The organism is Flavobacterium sp. (assembly GCF_049590715.1).
GTDB lineage: Bacteria > Bacteroidota > Bacteroidia > Flavobacteriales > Flavobacteriaceae > Flavobacterium.
Window position 1 is genome coordinate 1 of sequence record NZ_JBAWDL010000273.1, and the last position, 22,581, is coordinate 22,581.

General features: G+C 32.1%; 11 protein-coding genes. All 11 read left to right on the forward strand.

Features of this window, described 5'->3' with window-relative positions; translation table 11 throughout:
* Positions 1-269 precede the first annotated feature (269 nt).
* Entirely contained in the window at positions 270-2,915 is a 2,646-nt protein-coding gene (locus tag WBQ70_RS12185) for a hypothetical protein (RefSeq protein ID WP_423914604.1), read from the forward strand.
* Positions 2,916-3,206: 291 nt separating this feature from the next.
* The gene (locus WBQ70_RS12190) at positions 3,207-3,761 is read left to right on the forward strand and encodes an RNA polymerase sigma-70 factor (protein WP_423914606.1); all 555 of its coding nucleotides are present in this window, start codon (positions 3,207-3,209) and stop codon (positions 3,759-3,761) included.
* Positions 3,762-3,876: 115 nt separating this feature from the next.
* A complete protein-coding gene (locus WBQ70_RS12195) occupies positions 3,877-5,055 on the forward strand; it encodes a FecR family protein (protein ID WP_423914609.1) in 1,179 nt (392 codons plus the stop codon).
* A gap of 161 nt (positions 5,056-5,216) precedes the next feature.
* On the forward strand, positions 5,217-8,651 hold the full coding sequence (locus tag WBQ70_RS12200; protein ID WP_423914612.1) for a TonB-dependent receptor: 3,435 nt from the start codon (positions 5,217-5,219) through the stop codon (positions 8,649-8,651).
* 59 nt (positions 8,652-8,710) lie between these two features.
* Positions 8,711-10,420, forward strand: a complete 1,710-nt coding sequence (locus WBQ70_RS12205; protein WP_423914615.1) for a RagB/SusD family nutrient uptake outer membrane protein — start codon at positions 8,711-8,713, stop codon at positions 10,418-10,420.
* 360 nt (positions 10,421-10,780) lie between these two features.
* Positions 10,781-13,327, forward strand: a complete 2,547-nt coding sequence (locus tag WBQ70_RS12210) for a T9SS type A sorting domain-containing protein (RefSeq protein WP_423914618.1) — start codon at positions 10,781-10,783, stop codon at positions 13,325-13,327.
* Positions 13,328-13,479: 152 nt separating this feature from the next.
* Positions 13,480-15,039: a sulfatase family protein gene (locus WBQ70_RS12215; RefSeq protein WP_423914621.1), complete on the forward strand. Its 1,560-nt coding sequence runs from the start codon at positions 13,480-13,482 to the stop codon at positions 15,037-15,039.
* A gap of 487 nt (positions 15,040-15,526) precedes the next feature.
* A complete protein-coding gene (locus WBQ70_RS12220; RefSeq protein WP_423914624.1) occupies positions 15,527-19,594 on the forward strand; it encodes a hybrid sensor histidine kinase/response regulator transcription factor in 4,068 nt (1,355 codons plus the stop codon).
* Between the two features lie 108 nt (positions 19,595-19,702).
* Positions 19,703-21,106, forward strand: coding sequence for a sialate O-acetylesterase (locus WBQ70_RS12225; RefSeq protein ID WP_423914625.1), 1,404 nt, complete (start codon positions 19,703-19,705; stop codon positions 21,104-21,106).
* A gap of 10 nt (positions 21,107-21,116) precedes the next feature.
* Positions 21,117-22,034, forward strand: coding sequence for an alpha/beta hydrolase (locus tag WBQ70_RS12230; protein ID WP_423914627.1), 918 nt, complete (start codon positions 21,117-21,119; stop codon positions 22,032-22,034).
* A gap of 264 nt (positions 22,035-22,298) precedes the next feature.
* The coding region (locus WBQ70_RS12235) for a sulfatase-like hydrolase/transferase (protein WP_423914630.1) at positions 22,299-22,581 on the forward strand (283 nt) is incomplete at its 3' end.

Below are 22,581 nucleotides of genomic sequence, written 5' to 3' on the forward strand. Positions count from 1 at the left end.
ATAAAAGCAACGAATTCACGAATTCAATTATGTAATTCGTGAATTCGTGGCTTTTTATTTATTTCATTAATAAAGGAGTTTTTTGTTTGTTATTCAATCTATCTCATACTTCATAAGATTTAGGCTTAATCGTAATAAATAAATGAATAGAGACATGCTTTTTACTATTACATACAACAGTTGAATTTGTTTAAACGTATTTTGTCACTCTAAATTGAGTAGATATCATTAATTTACTTAAGAGATAATTAACTAACAACCATTATAAAATGATAAAAAAAATAAGTCTTGCTCTTGTTTTGGCGACAAGTTTTATGGCAACGGCTCAAAACTTTGTTACCGAAGGGAATAGCATTCGTGAAATAAAAACAGCAACAGTAAACAATACCAATGTGCTTTATATTTCAGAACTTGATGGAGGGGTTTCTTGCTATACCGTCGATGGGAAAAAACTTTGGCGAAACCCAACCCAATCTCCAGCGGTTATGTTCGAAATTGTTGCCACTGATGTAAATGCAGATGGTAATGATGATCTATTGGCAGCAAGCGGTGACGGAAATATTTATTGCTGGGATAGTGCTGGAAAATTGCTTTGGAAATTTAATCCAGGGCATAAAGTGCGTTTTTCAGAAGTGGCCGTTGTCAAAAATAATTCTAAAATTCAAATCTTCGCCGGTGGAAATGACTATAAATTATACGAATTAGATGTAAAAGGAAAACTGATTTCTGAAACTGTTGTTCAAGGCATAGTTCGGAAAATTGAGTCTGGAAATTTCATTGATTCAGGCAAGCAATCTTTGTTTGTAATGACGTACAACCATGATAAATTCCGTTGGGAGTTTTTGGGATTTATGGATGCCGAAACTAAGAATGTAATAAAAAGTGTCACAATTGATGACAAAAGGATGAAAGAGTTAAGAAATGCCATGGTTACGGATATTACTATTGCGGATATTAATAATGATAAAAAAGATGATGTTTTATTCTTTGCTGATATTTCATTTACACCTTTCATGACAGCATTGGATGCTAATTTTGATGTTTTGGCAAAATTTAAAGCGACTAATAAAGAATCCCAACGTTACGGACATTCTCAAGGTACGTTCTTACCTACTAGAAACGAAATTATGTTTCAGCATGGCGGTCTACTATTTGTATTGGATACCAAAGGAAAGTTAATTGACAAGTCGGGTGAAAAGTACGGTGATATGGTTCATAGTGATTTTGTTTTTGATTCGAATACAAATCAGTTGATCGCTGCCGGAGAAGTTGATGGAGGAAATGCCGTTTATTTTTACAAAACAGCCAAAGATAATTGGTGGAAAACAACACCTAAAAAACAAGGCAGAATGGTCGAGGTAGAGCAGAATATTAATACCCTTTATGAGCAAACATTAAAATTCACACTTCCTAGTTATCAAAAAAAATCAGATAAGGATTGGGTGATGATTACTTCCAAAGAGATTGATCCCAAAGTAGCTAAATTAACAGGTCAAGACATTCGATTTGTTATTCAAAAATCACCAAAAGAAGGAACGGATCGCTCTGCAATGGTGAAAATCATGGGCGACGTTGCTTTGAAAAAAGATGGTCGCGGAGATTATAAAGATTCTAGAGAATCAATTGTTCAAATGGCTAAAGATTATGAAGCGAAAGGGCAACCCTTTACTTTTTGGGCGGGTCACGGAAATGATCCTTTTTATATCCAAATAGAAACGTTAGAGGAAATTTTGAAGGTGGCACCTACAACTTGTTACGGTTTTGTGTATGCCGAAATGGATAATGTGGAAGATCCAAGAGTGCAGTATTTCATCAAAGAATATGTGCCTAGATTAGCAACGGCCATTCGTGAAAACAATAGAGCAAAATTATACTTCAGATACAAAAATATGTTTTGGGCAGCTACATCACACCTGCCTTTATGGAAAGATATGTTTTTCTCTGGAAAATACAGTGATATTTTAGTTCCAGCTTCAGAAGATACCAGCAACCGACTTCAAGACCTTAATTTAGCAGGAAGAGTAGGGATGCATTCTGGTGGTTATATAAATGATTTTGCCATGCGATTAATTGATGACAATCCTACGAGTTGGAGACCCTTATCACCTGGAGGTCAAAATTCAATTTCTCCTTATTTAAGACAAGGGGTTATTATGGCTGCCTATGGTGCTCGCTACGGAGTGGTGGCCGACAATTCTTTTACTAAAGGACCAGGATTAAATGTTTTGTTTGCACTTATGAAATCAGGAGTCTTACCTGTTGTTAATAAGGAAGATATTCTTTCTATAGGTTCTTGGCATTTGATTAAAGAAGTTGATGAAAAATTAGTTGAATCTGTTGATAACCATCATTCTTTAAAACAATATAAGGCTGATGATGATATTGCTGTTTTTTCTGTGGGACAAATGCATTGGGCTGGCGCCAGTATACCAGAATATGATTTTTCTAATATTGCTTTAGGCGTGAAATACCGTTGGTTAAATTACATGCCTGAGATGCCACATGGCATGGTTCCTATTGCGCCAATTGAATCAGAAAGTTTAGTGAAAAAAGAAGGAAAACCCTATTTTGTTTCAAATGGAAAAATGGGAATTATTGGAGATAAAAACATACCCGCAAAATTATTTGGAGAAACCATTAGAACAACTGTGATTAAAGGAGAGGAACAATTGCCAATTGTGGTAAAAGGAGCCTCTTGGAGTGCGGTCAAATTAGATGAGAATCATACCCGTTTGATTTTGGTTGACCCAGGTTATATCGATCCAAAAGAGCGTGAAGTGATTATCACTTTTGAAGGAAAAGTGCCTGTTGAAGTTGTTGATATTTTGAGTAAAGAAAAAATTAAAACCAATGATAAATCAATAATGTTATCTGTTCCTGCGGGCTCTATGCGTTTTATTGATTTTACGTATTAGGAATTAAAGGTATTTCTTTTATTAAATGATAATTTGGTATTTTATATTGTTAAAACCACTTAAAAACATATTTTTTTAAGTGGTTTTTTTTGAATCCTACATAGGTGGGGTAATAATAAGTAAGTGGAGGGTAAAATTGGATAAGAACTGTTGGACATGTTTTAGTTCATTTGTATTTAACGTTTTTTTAATGTTTTAATGATAAGAGTAACCTTTATCATTATTGGTCTTATGTTATGATAAGTAACATAGGACATTGTTAACAAACTAATTAACCACAACCCTATAGTTTTGAATATAGTAACTGCAAATAGTCTATCTCTAAAAGAGTATAAAGTATTGTTTGATACTTATTATACCTCATTATGTCTGTTTTCAAATAAGTATTTGAAAGATATTGAGGCATCGAAAGATGTTGTTCAAGAAGTTTTTGTTAAATTATGGGATCAGCAAATTGTTATTGAAAATGACAATGCAGTGAAATCCTACTTATACACTTGTGTCAAAAATAAAAGTCTAGATTATTTAAAAAGTAAAACCTTTAATTCCTGTCAACAATTAAGTGATAAGGAATTAGAGGTTTATGAATCGGATTCTTTCTTTGAAAAAGAACTTTTTTTAGAAGAAGTGGAGCGAATGGTTGATATCGCAATAAATAAACTTCCTTATAAATGTAAAGAAATCATTAAATTGAGTTTGAAAGGTTTTAAAAACAATCAAATATCTGAGGAATTATCTATTTCTATCAATACTGTAAAAACACAAAAAAAAATTGCTTATCAAAAATTAAGACCCGTTTTGAAAGTAATGTTCTGTTTCTTAATCATGCCTCTCTTTTATAATTAGTGTACCATTTGTTCTAAATGGTTCTTTTTTTTTGTTTTTTTTCACCCACTTTGTTTTTTCTGTCGTCTTATTAATAAGTGATGGGAACAACCCATATAATTATTTAGTAAGACCAATGAAAGTTGTAGATAAAATAGTGTTATTAGCTCAAAAAATTACCGTTTCAATCTTGAATAGGGATTTTGTTGATAAATCAGAAATCAAATCATTTTTTGATGATAATGATTCGGATCATATAGTAGAGCGACTCACTAATAAAAAAAGTAGAAAGCAAAGAAATGAACTGCATAAGATTGTTGAACAAACAAAACAAGAAAATTGGCAAGCATTAAAAGAAATTATGGAACCTAATTCCAGTTCAATTGATTTTAAGTTTTGGACAAAAATAGCTGCTGCAGTAGTTTTGTTCTTAGGAATTTCCTTTGTTTATATCGATTCCAACAAAAATGTAATAACAAACAATGAATACGTTTGCAAAAACGAAATTATTCTAAAATCAGCCGATGGAACTCTTAATGTAATAAAGGGTGGTATTACTAAAAATATTGTGGACGTTAATGGTAAACAGATAGCAAGTCAAATAGGAATGGAGTTAAACTACAGTACTATTTCTTCGTTAGAAGACAAAATTTCTTCGTTGATTTATAACGAGTTGACAATTCCTTATGGTAAAAAAATGAAGCTGGTTTTATCTGATGGTACGGTAGTTCATTTGAATTCAGGATCAACAATAAAATTCCCTATCCAGTTCGTTGCTAACGGTAATAGAACAGTATTTTTAAAAGGAGAGGCCTTTTTTGATGTAACAAAAGATAAAAAACACCCTTTTATTGTGAATGCTGCTAATTTAGATATTCGCGTTTTGGGTACTAAGTTTAACGTATCTGCTTACTCAGAAGATCAAATCATTAATACCGTCCTAGTGGAAGGTGCTGTTAGTTTGTATGATTCTAAAACAAAATATGATAGCAAGAAGGCTGTTCTTTTAACCCCTGGAAATAAAGCATGTTGGAATAAATCACAACAACAAAGTAAAATTGAAAAAGTAGACACTTCGCTATATACCTCATGGATGGATGGCAAAATAATTTTTGAACATATGACTTTTAATAATATAATTCAAAAACTGGAACGTCATTACAATGTTACCATCGTAAATAACAACCAAAAATTAGCGAATGAAAGCTTCACTGCTAGTTTTGATGTTGAAACTATAGAGCAAGTACTTAATACATTTAATAAAAGTTATCCCCTTAAATACAGCATTAAGCAAGATAAAATTATAATAAACTAATTATTAACTTTTAAAATTGACTCAACTAAAATGGATTAAAACGAAACAAACTTTAGAATGAAACTCTTTTAAATTAAAAATCGGAAAATGCTGGAACATTTCCCGATTAGGTTTAAAGCAGTGATTGAAAAAATATTAACCACCAAATTCAAAACAAAAGTATGAAAAATCAAAATCATATGACGGGTCATGCCTATCATTTATTTAAGATTGATTTAAAAATGAAACTAACATTTATTTTATTCGTAATTTCTTTTTTTCAAATTCAAGCGAGTACCTATTCTCAAAATACTAAAATTTCAATGCATTTGCAAAATGTAAGTATTAAGAAGGTTTTAAGGACAATTGAATCTAAAACCGAGTTTAAAATTCTCTATAATGATAACGAAGTCGATTACAATAGGGTGATTTCTGTAGATTTTGAAAAAGAGAAAGTGTCTGTAATTCTTGATAAATTATTTAAAGACACCGCAGTTTCTTATGAAGTATTAGATAAACAAATCGTTTTAGTACGCAATATTAATAAGACCACAAATGTGATCAGGCAAAATACTGCTACTCAAGATAAAAAAATAACTGGTAAAGTTACGGATGGTATAGGGCCATTGCCAGGAGTTAATGTTATGGTTAAAGGAACAGCCATAGGTGTAACTACTGATTTTGACGGAAATTTTACTATTAATGTAAAAGATAATAATGCTATACTAGTCTTTACTTATTTGGGGTTTGCAACAAAAGAAGTATTGGTTAATAACCAAACCTCTTTATCAGTGGTCTTGACTGAGGATGCTTCAAAATTGGAAGAAATTGTAGTAGTAGGATATACGTCAAAAAAGAAAGGCGAAGTAACTGGATCTATTAGTACACTAAGTTCTAAAGAAATTCAAAATACAAGTAACAATGATATCGCTAAATCATTAGCAGGAAAGACTCCTGGATTGATTGTTGTTGATAGAGGTGGTTATCCAGGTGCCACAGGTAATTCAACTATATTAATAAGAGGACAAGCAACATTAGGTAATAACTCTCCTTTGATTATAATTGACGGAATTTATTCAACTGATTTCTCTTATTTAGCACCTCAAGATATTGAATCGATGTCTATTTTGAAAGATGGAGCTGCTGCAATTTATGGTGCTAGAGCTGCTAATGGTGTAATTTTGATTACTACAAAAAGAGGGAAAACCGGAAAAACTAAAATCAATTTTTCATCCACGTATAGCTTATCGTCATTTTCAGTTAAAAATAAGTTTATGTCATCTGAACAATATGCTATTTATAATAATGAAATTGCTGATAGAAAAGGGACTGCACTTCCATACACACAAGAGGATATCAATAAATATGCTTCTGGAAGTGATCCTTTAACACATCCGAATACGAATTGGGCAGATTTAACTTTTTCAGATATTTCTACATTGAGAAGAACCTCTTTGAATATTTCTGGTGGAAATGAAAAAATTAATTATTACGTTAGTGCTGATAATATGGGACAAGTGGGAATGTTTAAATCGGGTGATTTGAATTTTAAACAAAACCAAATTCGTTCTAATTTAGATATAAAAATAAATGATGATTTTAAACTAGGGGTTGATTTAAATGCAAGATTTGGTACGACGAATCAACCTGGGGTTGATCTAGGATATATCTACAAACATATTTATACGAATGAGCCAACACAAGTAGGGATTTATCCTAATGGTTTAGTTGGCTGGGGAGGTGAAAATGGTTCCAATCCAGCAATTATGTCTTCTTCTGCATCAGGTTATGTGAAACAAGATAACACGGATTTGAGAGGTAAGTTCTCCTATGACTGGGATTTGCATAAAATTGCCAAAGGATTATCTGTTAAAGGGTTTCTTGGATTACGAAAAATGAGCTATGATAACAAAAACTGGTATACACCATGGGAAGTCTATAAATATGTTCCTTCAAGCGGTGACTATGTAGCGTCTACAGGATTTTCTCAACAAGGAAGTCAAAGTATTTTACGTGAAACATTTTGGAAAAATGACCAATTAATGTTAAACTCCACCTTACATTATAATACTAAAATAGGAAATCATTCTATAACAGGTTTTATTGGAGCCGAACAAACTACTGAAGATCAACGAACTTTCTGGGCACAAAGAACAGGGTTTCCTACTAAAGAAAATGCGGAATTATTTGCTGGAAGTGATACTGGGCAAATTTCAAGTGGTTCCTCTAATGAATGGGGTAGGGTTAATTATTTTGGTTCCCTTTCTTATGATTATGCAAAGAAATATTATGTTGATTTTACTTTACGTCGTGATGGTTCAAGTAATTTTGGTCCAGGAAAACGATTTGGTACCTTTCCAGGAGTAGCCGTATCATGGGCTTTAAACAATGAATCTTTTATGAAAGACATTTCATGGATTAACTCATTGCGATTAAGAGCATCAACAGCTGTAATGGGTAATGACCAAATAGATGGATTTCAATACCAAACAAGCTATAACTATGGAGGAGATACAAATGTAGTACAGCCTAATTACTATATGTTTGGAACATCCGGGACTAGAAATAATGGTTTTGTGAGTTCAAATGTACCTAATCCTGATGTTACATGGGAAACAGCATATATTAAAAATTTAGGGATTAATTTTTCATTATTTAATAACAGATTAACAGGGGATGCTAATTATTTCTACCAAAATAGAACAGACATACTTATAACCCGTGCTGCAGCAATACCAGATGCTGTTGGTCTTAATTTGCCACAACAAAATCTTGGAAAAGTGGATAATTATGGATGGGAATTCCAATTAGGTTGGAGTGATAAAATAGGTGAAGTAAACTATAATATTGGAGGTAATTTCACATATACAAAAAATGAAGTGGTTTATATGGCTGAAGCTGCTGATCTATCTCCAGCTTTAAAAAGAGAAGGGCATTCTTTAGATTCATATATTGTTTATCCTACCAATGGATTATTTAAAAATCAAACCGACATCAATAATGCTCCTGCTAAATTAGCTGGTACTGTACCAGGGGAACCTTATTATATTGATTCAAATAATGATGGTAAAATAGATACTAAAGATAGAATACGTTTATATTCTTCTAATGTACCTCAAATACAATTTGGTATCACTGGAGGATTAGATTATAAGGGGTTTGATTTTTCTTTTCTATTACAAGGACAGGCCAAAGCAAAGACATTAGTGTTTTTTGATCAAACAGGTGCTAAACCAGAATTTGTTTATAATGAAAGATGGACTCCTGAAAATCCTAATGCTACTTATCCACGAGCATTTGCTCAAGGCGATGGATATAGTGGACAACTAAGCCCATTTACAAATACATTAAATGGTGGTTTTGAAGGGGCTGATTTATATTATAGAGATGCCAGTTTTGTTCGATTGAAAGAAATTCAATTAGGATATACTTTTGGTAAGGACAAAATGAAATTTGGGGATTTAAAGATATTTGTACGTGGCTTTAATTTGTTGACAATGTTTTCTGAAATTTATGACTTAGGATTAGATCCGGAAGCGGCTGGTTATAATAACTTTAGAGAAAGTACTTACCCTTCTTTAAAATCAGTTTCTATGGGATTCAATATCAATTTCTAGTTCAAAATGAACTTTAATATTGAAAGATTTTAATTAAATAATCATATAAATTTAGTAAAATGAAAAATATAAAATTGTTATATTTCTATGCTGCTACTGCCCTTTTCTTTGTTACGGGGTGTAGTGATGTTTTAGATACAGAAGCATCAAATGCCTTTGGTGAAGATGTTGTTTATTCAGATGCAAAACAGGTTGAGAAATTATTGTTTAATGTTTATAACAGTACTGAAAGCTGGGCTGTAAATAGAAATGATTGGTGGGGAATCCGTTTTAATATCGAAAATGCTTCTTTTGAGTCAAAATTTAATTTCAAAGATTTAGATCTATTTAGAGAACAAGCAGGTTGGACTTCTGCTAATGTAGGTGTATTGGGTAATAAGTGGAATAACTACTTTCATTACATTCGTTTGTCAAATGAATTTTTGGACAGAATTGATAAAAGTGAAGCAATGCAAAAAGATCCTACTAAAGTTAATGTATATAAGGCAGAAATGCGTTTTTTACGAGCGAATTGCTATAGTAAATTAATCAAATTCTTTGGAGGCGTACCTATAATGGAGCACGCTTTAGGATTAAATGATGATTTTAAAATAAAAAGAAATAGCTACGAGGAATGTGTAAACTTCATTGTTAAAGAATTAGATGATGTCGTTCCGTTGTTACCGTCGACTCGTCCTGATTCTGAATTTGGTCGCGTTACTAGTGTAGCAGCTTTAGCTGTTAAATCTCGTACCTTGTTGTATGCTGCAAGTAAGTTGCATGATCCTGCTTTCGCTCCAAAAAATGATCCATTGTACATATATACTAAAGCTACTAAATGGCAAGATGCTGCTGATGCTGCAAAAGCAATTGTAGATATAGTAGGTAGTAGGGATTTAATAGCAGTTGCTAATGCTAGTGAATACCAAAAGTTATATTTATCACCTAATGCAGATATTATTTTTGCGAGACCTTATAGTTCTCAATATTATGAATTTGGAACGGATGCTAATTCTTTATGGGATTTAACGCAGGCTCCTAGTGGTTACGGAGGTTGGGCATTATCTTCACCTACTCATAATTTTGCTTTACAGTTTAATATGGCCGATGGTACTACCACCAATGGGGGGACTTTTGACCCAAATAAGCCAAATGATAATCGCGAAATGAGATACTATGCTGATTTATTGTTTAACGGAGCTCAATATAGAGGACGCGATGTGCAATATTTTTTATCAGATGATCCAAATTCTTATCCTCATGGATTGGATTCTCCAAAAGGGTTAGGAAATACAGATCACTCCTCTAAGACAGGTTATAATATTCGTAAGTTTCAAGATGAATCAGTTGCAGTAGCTGGAGGGATATCACCTAAAAGACCTTTTGTTTTATATGGTTTAGCAGAAGTTTATCTAAACTATGCGGAAGCTTTATATCACTTAAATGATGAAGTAAATGCTCGTCTTTATTTAAATAAAATTTCTAAAAGAGCATTGCAACCAGATATCACAGCAACTGGTACAGCCTTATTAGAAGCCATTAAAAGAGAAAGACGTGTAGAACTTTGTTTTGAAGGACATAGCTTTTTTGATGAAAGAAGATGGATGGATGAAAGTCATTTAGGATTTCCAATAAAAGGACTTACGTGGAAAAAAGACAGTAGTGGGAATCTTTCCTTTACTGAAGTAACTGTAATTACAAGACCTTGGGATGTTAAGCAATATTATTTACCAATTCCTTTATTAGAGGTTCAAAAAGAACCGGCTTTAATTCCAAATTTTGGGTATTAAAAATAAGGAATACAAAAATTAAAAAGTTGGTTTTTTTTAGTTGGAATGCCAAGAGAATTCGTTCTCTTGGTATTTTTTTTGCGTTAAAAATAATACATTCGTCTAGGTGTTTTAATTGTGTTCTTTTTTTTTGGATTAGGATTTCCTTAAATTTTCAAAAATGATTCTTTGTTTTATTAGTTAAAAAATATAGCCTTCCAATCTGATAACAAGATATATGAACTTTATGTCCATAATAGTTTAATTTTATAATTGATCTATGATGTTTTAATTTACTCATAAATACATTAAATTTATTTAAAGAGACAAATATGTTATTGTTTTTGTTTAGTTTTATCAACTTATTGTCAAAACACATCAATGAAAATCAATAAAGATTCAAGGAATTCAGTAATTAAAATACTGTTTGTTTTATTTTTTCAAATTATAGGCGGAGTAGCTGTCGTTTTTGCTCAAACAGCTGAAAACAAAATAGTAGAGCTTCAAGGTTTAATGTCTGTCGCCGAAAACAAAGGGATTGATGTTACTAAAGAAAAGATGACTATTCGTACTGCTCAAGTATTTTTGGATTATGCTAATTGGGATCAAAACAATGTAACGGCAAACACCGATGCTTTTAGTTTAGTTAGTATTTATAAAAGTAATGCAGCTCAAATGGCGCAAGACTTGCCAGGTTTTGAACGAAATGACATTATACTAATGTTAGACGATTCTAAGGCCAATTTGAATAAATTGATCTCAGGACAAATAAAACGCAAACCCACACCAATTATTAATTGGGAGAACATTTTGATTAGTGGAAATAAAATACTGCATGAAGGAAAACCTGTTTTCCTTTCTGATTTTACTTGGAAACCTAGTATTGATAAATTAACAGAATTTTTTGGTAATCAAGACGGTTATTATATTACACCTGTAAATGTAATTAACAATGCAGGGACGATCAAGTCAAATATTGTAAGTGAGTTAAATTCTAAAAAGACGGGTAGTTTTGGGAGTGTTTTTTTGAATCATAAAAATGTTCCTGATTGGACTGAAACTAAGTATGGTCCAGGTTTTAAAATGCGTGAAGATACCTATACCGCTTATGATATTGATAATCCAGGTGCAAGAGAGATGCAGTCCTATTTGTTAGGTGGTACAGTACCCAAAATGGCAGGTAAAAAATATACTCAATTAGGGTATTTATTATGTAACGAGCCTCATTTTTATACAACTGCTGGCGTTTGGGCAACTGGACCGGTATCTAATTACACGATTGAAAAATTTAAACTTTGGTTAAAAAATAAGCACATTACAATTACAACTTTAAATACAATTTGGGGAACTAGTTTCGCTTCATTCGATGCAGTGACCATTACCATTCCTATTGCTAAGAATTTATTAGGTACACCACAATGGTATGATTGGGTTACTTTTAATTACGATCGGGTTACAGATTGGTACACCTTCTTGAAAACAGAAATTCAAAAATATGATACCGATGCCAAAGTACATCTAAAAATAATGCCGAATCTTTGGTCTGAAAACAGCCGAAATCATGGGATTAATTTGGAAGCTTTAACAAATTTAAGCGGAATAATAGGAAATGATGCTGGAGCAATTGAATCTCATATGTGGGGGGCAAAGCAAGAGTGGGAAGATCATTATTCTTTTGATTGGCGAGAATTGTGTATGGGGTATGATTTTATGACCTCAGTAAGTCCGGATAAAATTATTTACAACTCTGAGTCACATTATTTATCTACGGTAACTTTTAGGGATTTGTATTTAAAACCAGCTTATGCGCGTTCGGTGTATTGGTTGGCTTATTTGCAAGGAATGAATGCCAGTCAAACGTGGTATTGGTCCAGGAGAGAGGATGGATCAATGCGTAATACAGGTGATAATGGATATGCGGGATCAAATAATCAACAACCTCGAATTGTTAATGAGGTTACATCTACAGTGATGGATTTGAATACTTTTTCGGAAGAAATTGATGCCTTACAACATTTGAAAAAGCCTATTCGTGTTTTCTATTCTGAAACTTCTGCAACCAATAAAAGCACGCATATGGATGATGTTTATAAGTTGTATGAATCATTGTATTTTAATGGTGTCCCTATTGGATTTGCTACTGAGAATATCATAAAGTCACAAAATAACTCTAATTGGGATGTTATTCTAGTGTACAAAACGCCTTTTGTGACCGATAAAGAATTTACTAGTTTGCAAAACTATTTGAACGCTGGTGGAACAGTGATTATTGATACTGAAAGTTTGAAAAAAAATGAATATAATAAAACACGTGTATCGAGTTTAGTCGCTAATAGTGGTACTCTTATTAGTGTTTCAAACACAACATCGATGGTTTCAAAAGCATTTGAAATTGTGACTAATAACAATCATACTTCAAGATTTAATTTGGTTGAAACGAATGCATTAAACGTAAAAGGATGTATGTGGAAAGCCACGACATTGGCTAATGGGAGAAACATTATTTCAGTTGTTAATATAGGTAAAGGAACAGCTGGTCTAACATTGTCATTTGATAATAAGACAACCTTTTCATACCGAAATTTATTAACTCAAGAATTGGTTCCAGCAACATTCACTATGGAGCCTGAAACAGTGTTATTATTAGAAGCAGGAACGATTTTAAATAATTCTGATTTTAAAGTCAAAGAGGAAATATTAATTGGTTATCCGAATCCTACTTCGGGTAGAATGACAATTGATCTGAAAACCAATAAAAGTAAAGTCGAAGTGAAATTATATAATTTGCAATCTCAATTAGTGATGTCAAAAGTAGTGATTGTAAATAATAACCAAATTCAATTAGAACTTGACCATCTAGTTGATGGGGTTTATTTTGCAAAAATTGCATTGGAAAAAAATTATTCTGTTAAAATTATTAAAAACTAGTTTTGAATATTTAATTACTGGTATGGAATCTTTAAATATAATTCAATATTAAACTAGCTTTGTATATCAAGTATAATAAATATCAATTCTAATTCAGAATAACAAATTATTAAAATTATAATTATCTAAATATGTGTATAAAATTCTCTAGTATGAAGTATTCTTTAATTTTTTTCCTTTCGTTAACAATGTTCGGATGCAATGGAAATAAGAAAAAGCATGGTGATCATGCCGAAACAGAAATGAAATCCAAACCTAATATCATTATTATTTATGCTGATGATTTAGGATATGGTGATTTAGGAGCTTATGGCGGAACAGGAATAAAAACTCCAAATATTGATAAATTGATTAATGGAGGAATGATGTTTACAAGTGGTTATGCAACTTCAGCAACTTGTACTCCAAGTAGATATGGATTATTGACAGGTACATACCCTTGGAGAAATTCAGATGCAAAAATTCTTCCAGGTACAGCACCTTTGTTAATTGATGTTAAACAAATGACAATTCCTAAAATGTTAAAAGGTGCAGGATATGACACTGGAATTGTAGGGAAATGGCATTTAGGATTAGGAGATGGAAATGTAGATTGGAATAAGCATATTAGTCCTAGTCCTAATGAACTTGGTTTTGATTATAGTTTTATTATGGCAGCGACGCAGGACAGGGTTCCTACAGTTTATATTAAAAATGGAGATGTAGTAGGATTAGATCCAAAAGATCCAATTGAGGTAGATTATAAAAATAATTTCCAAGGAGAACCTACTGCTATTAGTAATCCTGAAATGTTAAAAATGAAGTGGCATCATGGTCACAACAACAGTATTGTAAATGGTATTCCAAGAATTGGATTTATGAAAGGTGGAAAAGCAGCCAAATGGAAAGACGAAGATATGGCTGACACTTTTTTAGCGGAAGCTAAAAATTATATAGGGAATCATGCTAAAAATCCATTTTTCTTGTATTATGCTTTGCAACAACCACATGTACCACGTACACCAAGTCCACGTTTTGTAGGAACTTCGGGCTTAGGACCAAGAGGTGATGTAATTGTTGAAGCTGACTGGTGTGTGGGTGAGTTAATAAAAAAATTAGAAAGCGAAGGGTTGTTAGAAAACACATTAATTATTTTCTCTAGTGATAATGGACCTGTTTTGAATGACGGTTATTATGATGATGCTGTTGAAAAATTAGGAAACCACAAACCTTCAGGGCCTTTAAGAGGTGGAAAATATAGTTTGCTTGATGGAGGAACTAGAGTTCCATTCTTTACCTATTGGAAAGGACATATTAAACCAGGGAAATCAGATGCAGTTGTTTGTCAAATGGATTTATTAGCATCACTAGCTTCCTTAGTAGGAAGCAAAGAAACAAATTTAAGTGATAGTCAAAATTTGATGAATGAATTTTTAGGTAAAAGTAAAAAGGGTCGTGAAGCTTTAGTTTTAGAAGCGAATTCAAAAACATTAGTAAGAAAAGGCGATTGGATTATGATTCCTCCTTACAAAGGTTCTCCAAAAATGAATACGGAAGTAAATATCGAAATGGGACCTGATGCTGATTACCAATTATACAATACCAAAAAGGATATTGGTCAACAAAACAATGTAGCAAAAGCGAACCCTGATAAGTTGAAAGAGATGAAAGAAACTTTTGAGAAACTGAGAGGTACTAACTATAAAAATACTACAGAACTTAAACTACAGTAGTTTTTATATTAATATAAATTTAAAAAAAGCAATTCTCAAAAAGTAGTTTACTTGGAGAGAGTTGTTTTTTTTAGTTTTAACGGTAAAAGGTAGTATTAGATTGAATTTATTTCTTAGTATGAAGAACCTCTTTTTTACTATATTTACAATAGCTATTTGTTTTTTATCAAAAAATGAATTCATATAGAATCCATTAGGTGTATCTAGTTTTTGATGATGATTTTCATCACTTTAATTGATCGTTTTATTCTAATAAAGAACATGAAATGATGTTAAAATTATCACTCTGAATCTGTAAAAGGGCTACGTGTTAAAAAGGTAATGGTAGTGCGCTGCTTATCGAGAGTTTTTGCTGGTCAAGAAAGTACTCAAACTGGCTTTTTAATAATTACACTCAACGGCTATCATTAAGTGTCTAAATCTTTGCAATTTGTCTATGCTTTATAAAACTATAAAATTTCTTTTTTTACTTTTTTTTATAACTCGATTGGCTGCTCAAACGGGAAAACTTGAATATTCTAAAAATATTTCAATTTCCAATGGCTTAGCACATAATGGAGTAACTTCTATTTTTGAAGATTCTAAAGGATATATTTGGATAGGTACCTATGATGGACTAAATCGTTATGATGGCTATAGTTTCACTGTCTTTAAAAATTCAGTTGAGAGTGATATCCTAGTGAACAATAGGATTCGTACCATCGCAGAAGACCAAAAGGGAAACCTATGGATTGGTACAGATGAAGGAATCTCTATTTATACATATACAAAAGAAAAATTTACAACTCTCTTTTCAAATAGTGTAATTAAAAGAGGGACAACTGGACCCATAGTTAGAAAAATTCTTTTTAATACCTCTAAAAAACAGATCATTTGCGCAACAGAGCGAAAAGGAATTTTAATATTTAATGATGATTACTCTTTTAATCATCAGTATATTCCTCTATTGGATAATAAACAAGAATCTCCTCTTTCTTTTTATGACGGAATTGAAATTGATGATGATAATTATCTGTTTTCAACATCAATAGGTTTGATTTCTTTTAATCTAACCACTAAAAAATACCAAAGAGTATTAAGTCAAAAAATAACTTATAGTAAATCACTCCTTAAAATATCTAAAACACAACTTTTAGTGACTCTTGAAAAAGGAATTGCTATTGTTAATTATAAGAGCCATAAAAATAGTACAAATTTTTCTCTGCATCATACGGATCTAAAACAGTATGATTTTGTAACATCAGCTATTGATCGTTTTAATAATTTATGGTTAGGAACTTCTAAAGAAGGTTTTGTGCTTATAGAAAATGCAAATCAAGTTGTAAATAAGAAATCATATCAATTAACTGATTTTAATTTAAGTCCCAGTTTATTAAGGATGAGTTGTTTTGCAACTTTGAAAAACAGCTGTTGGGTAGGGAGTTTTAATAAAGGTCTTTTTAAATTTGATTTAAATGAAAATCCTTTTAAACATTATAATAAGAGTAAAAATCTACCTAATGGTCTTACCTCTAATGAGGTTTTAAATATTACTCCAATTGATAATAATCGGGTTTATATTTCAACAATACAAGGTGGTTTAAGCCTTTTTAATACAGTAACCAATTCATTTGAAAAACTCCCTTTTGCAATACCTCCAGAGTATTTAAAGAGGGTAGGAGCCGTTTATGTAGATTCTAAACAAACACTTTGGTTAAAAATAGCCGATACTGGTTTTTACAGAGTAAAATATAATTCAAATCAATTAGAATTAGTATTTCAATTAAAACAATATAATGCTGATTCTGTAAAATTAATCACTGAAGACGGCAATGGAAACATACTTATTGCAGGGGCAGATGATTTGTATAAATTGATTTTAAATCAAAATCAAGAACTTATTAGAGTAGAGAAACTGAATGATAATCCCTTTTTTATAGATAATAAAGTTTCTTTAATACGAAGTGTTTATTCAGACCCCTTATATAAAAACCTACTATGGGTGGGTACTAATTCCGACGGTTTATACCGAATTGATTTAAAAAATAATCCCGTTTTAGCCAAAGCAAAAGTAGAACGCTTTACAAATGATAGAAGTAATAAAAAGTCTATTTCCAGTAGTTTTGTTACCTCAATTATCAGATTACCTAATCGAGAATTATGGATAGGAACAGAAAGAGGTGGGATTTGTAAAGTACTGAATAGTGATACTCAACCTGAGTTTATTTCTTTTTCTGAAAAACAAGGACTCTCTAATAATGTGGTGAAAAGTATTATTTATGATGGAGATAAATCTTTATGGTTGACAACAAATATTGGATTAAATAAATTTAATATTGAGACTTTTCGTTTTCAAAAATTTAGTGCATCAGATGGCTTACCTTTTGAAGATTTTAATTATGGATATGCGTTTTTAGGGAACGGTTATATAATCTTGTCAGGATTTGATGGATTTTGTTACTTTAATCCTAAAAAGCTTCCTAGTTCTGAAAAATTACCACGCTTAGAGTTTGGAGAATTAAAAGTTTTTAATGAAAAAATTAAAGCAGGAGACACGCTCAATGATAGAGTTGTCATGAAAAAAAGGTTGAGTGATTTAGACCAGCTTTTACTAAAATACAATGAAAATGTATTCTCAATCGGGGTGACTTCCTTACATTTTTCAACTCAAAATAATCACTTTATTAAATATCAACTTTTACCAATTAATAAAGAGTGGATTGAAATACCAACAGATCAACAAAATATTTATTTCAATGGTTTGCCTCCTGGCGATTATGTGTTAAAAGTGAAGGCTTCTAATACCATGAACAAATGGACTAAAACGAAGGAATTAGCAATTACAATAAAACCACCTTTTTGGAGGTCTGCTATGGCATATCTCTTGTATTATGTAATAGCTATTTTTGGTGGATATTATGTAGTTATCTTGGTTTTAAGACTACAATCCTTAAAGCATAATGTAGAAATAGAGCAATTAGAAAAAGACAATGTAAAGGAAGTTAATGCTGCAAAACTTCGTTTTTTTAGTAATATTTCGCATGAAATTAAAACGCCTTTGACGTTGATTTCAGGACCTGTAGAATCACTTTTTGATCGTTTTAGAAATAATGAGGAAGTATTAGGAACATTGAAAATTGTTCAAAAACAGTCTCAAAAAATCTCAAAATTATTAGATCAAGTTCATGATTTTCAAAAAGCAGATGCAAATCAGCTCAAAATGAATTATAATTATTTCAGTTTTAATGCTTTTATTGATGAGCTTATTTCTGAATATGAATTTATGGCTTCGATTGAAAGAAAATCAATTCATGCAATAAAGACAGAAAAGGCTGTCTATGTGTATGCTGATAAAGATAAAATCGAAAAGATTTTGAATAATTTGATTACCAACGCATTTAAATACACTAAAGAAAATGACTCAATTACCATAGAATATCAAGTGGAAAATAATGATTTATTGATTGCTGTAAAAGACAAAGGAAGAGGAATTGATAGCGAAGATTTACCCCATGTTTTTGAACGTTTTTACCAATCTAAGAAAAAAGAATACATCTATTACGGCGGTTCTGGAATCGGTTTGGCTTTTTCAAAACAATTGGTTGAAATGCACTATGGATATATCAATGCAGAAAGTGTTTTAGGAGAAGGAACAACGATACACATTCGATTACCAATAATTCATCATGAATATACAGAAGACCAAGAATTAATTGAAAGTGAAGTCTTGTCTGCTGAAAAATTAGTAAATAGTAGTTTTTCATTGGAAAACATTGATCACCAAAACTTGCATTTTGATAATAGTTTTTCGGATGCTAAAATTTTTATTGCTGAGGATAATCCTGATTTAAGAAATTACATCTCAAACACACTTTCTCAATTTGTAAATGTTACAGTCTTTGTTAACGGTCAAGAATGTTTGAATGCACTTGAAAATGACTGGCCAGATTTGATTTTAAGTGATGTTTTGATGCCAGAACTCAATGGTTTTGATTTATGTAAGCAAATCAAATCTGATATTAAAACGAGTCATATTCCAGTTATTTTATTAACAGCTTGCACGACTATTGATGACCAAGTACAGGGGTTGATAGGTGGTGCTGATGCTTTTATTCAAAAACCGTTTAATATGCAATACTTGATTGCATCTATTGAATCGATATTACGTAATCGAAAACAATTAAGAGAACGTTATCAGATCGAATTACCTTTGACATTAACTGGAAAAGATAACAGTAATGATAATGCCTTTTTAGAGAAGTTATACAGTTTAATGGCTGAAAATTTAGATAACCAAGATTTAGATTTAGACCATTTTGCCAAAGATTTGTATCTCAATAGAACCCATTTTTATCAAAAAGTAAAAACACTAACTAATTTTACTCCTTTTGAACTTTTGAAAGTGTATCGATTAAAAAAAGCAGCCGAATTTTTAGTAGAAGGGAAATTGTCAGTAAATGAGGTTTACATGATGACAGGGTTTAAAAGTAGAACGCATTTCAGTAAATTATTCAAGGAGAAATACGACGTTACTCCTGGGAAATATGCTGTTGAAATGAGCAATAAATACAGATAATTCAAATACTGAAAAACTTAATTTCGGCTAAAAACAAGGTTCTTTAATGTTACTTATCGTCAATTATAAATAGAGGAGAATTCGTTTCTTTGAATTCGTTTTTTGAATATGAAAATAAATAAATACATTCCTTTTTTGTTTTTTATAGCTTGTACTACGATGACAGCACAAACCAAGTTAGCAGGCGTTTTTGGTAGCCATATGGTTTTACAAAGAGAATCTAATGTTGCTGTTTGGGGAATTGATAAACCAAATACTATTATTAATATAGAAGGAAGTTGGGGACAAAAAGCAAAAACTACCACTGATAGCAACGGACATTGGCAAACAAAAATAAAAACAAATGTTGCGGGTGGCCCATACAAAATGACTGTTTCAGGTTCTAAAAAAGTCGTTCTTGAAGATGTGCTTCTAGGAGAGGTTTGGTTATGCTCTGGTCAATCAAATATGGAAATGCCGTTAAGAGGTTTCCAAAGGCAACCAGTCTATGGAAGTAATGATTTTATTTTAAAAAGCACGAATTCTCAATTGCGTTTTTTTGAAGTCAAAAGACAATTAGCGCTTACTCCTCAAGAAAAATTAGCAGGAGGTGAATGGCAAATTTCATCACCAGCAACTGCTCCTGATTGCAGTGCTGTTGCCTATTTTTACGGGAAAATGCTACAAGAAACACTTCATGTTCCTGTAGGATTAATTACAAGTAGCTGGGGAGGGACCGTAGCTCAAGCATGGACATCACCAGAAACATTAAAAAATAATTTTCCTGAAATTGGTTTGAACGCCAATACAAAAGAAAATCTTAATCAAAATACACCTACTGCTTTGTATAATGGGATGATTCATCCGCTGATTCCTTTTGGAATTAAAGGGGTAATCTGGTATCAAGGAGAAGGTAATAGAAGTAAACCAGAACAATATGCTACCTTATTTCCCGCTTTAATTACAAACTGGAGAACTGATTTCAAACAAGGAGACTTTCCGTTTTATTTTGTTCAAATAGCACCATTTGCGTATTCAAAAAATGAAAATGCTGCTTTTTTGCGTGAAGCACAATTAAAAACCATGCTGACTACCAAGAATACAGGTATGGCTGTAACTATGGATATCGGCGAGGAATATTCCATTCATCCAGCCGAAAAACAAAAAGTAGGCCAACGCTTGGCGTATTGGGCTTTAGCCAAAACTTACGGGATAAAAGGGATTCAGTACAGCGGTCCTGTTTATAAAAGCATGGTGGTTCAGGAAAGTAAAGTGCTTCTTAGTTTCGATTATGCACCAAGCGGTGTGTTTTCAAAGGATAAAAAATTAGAAGGATTTCAAATTGCTGGTGAAGATAAGATATTTCACCCTGCATCAGTGAAAATAGTGAAAGGACAACTAGAGGTATGGAATGATACCATTTTAAAACCAGTTGCAGTGCGTTATGGTTGGGTGAATTACATTGAGGGAAGTTTGTTTAATACCTTTGGTTTGCCAGCTTCGTCTTTTAGAACGGATACTTGGGATAAATAAAAGGAAAGTTATGAAAAAAATATATTGTTTATCAATCTTGTTTTTAATTGTTTTAGGAGCGCAAGCCCAAGACAAAGTCATTAAATTGTATGAAGGCGAAGTTCCTAATAGTAAATTTGCTGCGGATTACAAGGAACAATCAGATACAGCTAAAGACAATAACCTTCGAATTAGTAAAATCACTGATCCTGAGATACTGGTTTTTTATCCTAAAAAAGGAAAGTCAAATGGCGTAGCAGTACTGATTTGCCCTGGTGGTGGTTATGGTATTGTTTCCATGACGAATGAAGGCTATTCAGTAGCTAAAAAACTAAATGAAAAAGGCATTACAGCTTTCGTTTTAAAATACCGTTTGCCATCCGATGAAATTATGGTAGATAAAACCATTGGTCCGTTACAAGATGCTCAGCAAGCCATCAAAATCATTCGAGAAAATACGGCAATACATGATATTGATCCTACTAAATTAGGGATTATGGGCTTTTCTGCTGGCGGTCATTTAGCCTCAACTGCGGGAACGCATTTTAACCAAGTAGTTATTGAGAATCTCAACAAAACGAATCTACGTCCTGATTTCATGGTCTTGGTATATCCTGTCATTTCGTTTGGAGAATTTCAGCACAAAGGAACACGTATGCACTTGATTGGAGATAAACCGTCCGATGCTATGATTCAATTGTATTCGAATGAGCTACAAGTGACCAAAGAAACACCAATGACTTTTTTAGTACATGCCGCTGATGACAAAGCGGTGCCTTTTCAAAACAGTATCAATTTCTTTTTGAAATTAAAAGAGCAAGGAATCAAAAGCGAAATGCATATTTATCAAGAAGGCGGACATGGTTTTGGATTGAATAATAAAACAACCAAAGAATCTTGGTTTGATGCCATGATGAATTGGTTAACTTCAAACAAAATGAAAACTTAGTTTTTTGTAAAAACGGAACAATTAATGGGTAAGAATAAACCATTTGGTTTACTTGTTTAGGCATACATATAAAAACAATTTTGCTTCTGTTTATTTGTTGAATATCATTTAACACCCCTAGTTACACTTTGAATTAAACCTAGAATTTACAATAAATAGATGTTATTTACTCAGAGATACTTTTCAAATACCATAAAAGACAATATACTCAGTTAGAAATTGAAAATTTGTATAACTAAACTATTAACTAGACTACATTTAGTAATGAAAAAAATATTTTTAATTGCCCTCAGTTCTTTTATGGGGTTAAGTCAACTTTCGACTGCACAAGAGAAAATTGCAAAAAGACCCAATATTTTGTTTGCTGTAGCCGATGATGCGGGATGGAAACATTTTAGTGCTTACGGTTGTAAATGGGTAAAAACACCCGCTTTTGACCGTGTTGCCAAAGATGGAATTTTGTTCAATAACGCTTACACTCCTAACGGGAAATGTGCCCCTTCGCGTGCGTGTATTATCACGGGGCGTAACAGTTGGCAATTAGAAG

Coding starts and splice junctions, on each gene's coding strand:
- WBQ70_RS12225 (WP_423914625.1), top strand. CDS start 19,703: ATGAAAATAAATAAATACATTCCTTTTTTGTTTTTTATAGCTTGTACT.
- WBQ70_RS12185 (WP_423914604.1), top strand. CDS start 270: ATGATAAAAAAAATAAGTCTTGCTCTTGTTTTGGCGACAAGTTTTATG.
- WBQ70_RS12195 (WP_423914609.1), top strand. CDS start 3,877: ATGAAAGTTGTAGATAAAATAGTGTTATTAGCTCAAAAAATTACCGTT.
- WBQ70_RS12230 (WP_423914627.1), top strand. CDS start 21,117: ATGAAAAAAATATATTGTTTATCAATCTTGTTTTTAATTGTTTTAGGA.
- WBQ70_RS12200 (WP_423914612.1), top strand. CDS start 5,217: ATGAAAAATCAAAATCATATGACGGGTCATGCCTATCATTTATTTAAG.
- WBQ70_RS12205 (WP_423914615.1), top strand. CDS start 8,711: ATGAAAAATATAAAATTGTTATATTTCTATGCTGCTACTGCCCTTTTC.
- WBQ70_RS12210 (WP_423914618.1), top strand. CDS start 10,781: ATGAAAATCAATAAAGATTCAAGGAATTCAGTAATTAAAATACTGTTT.
- WBQ70_RS12215 (WP_423914621.1), top strand. CDS start 13,480: ATGAAGTATTCTTTAATTTTTTTCCTTTCGTTAACAATGTTCGGATGC.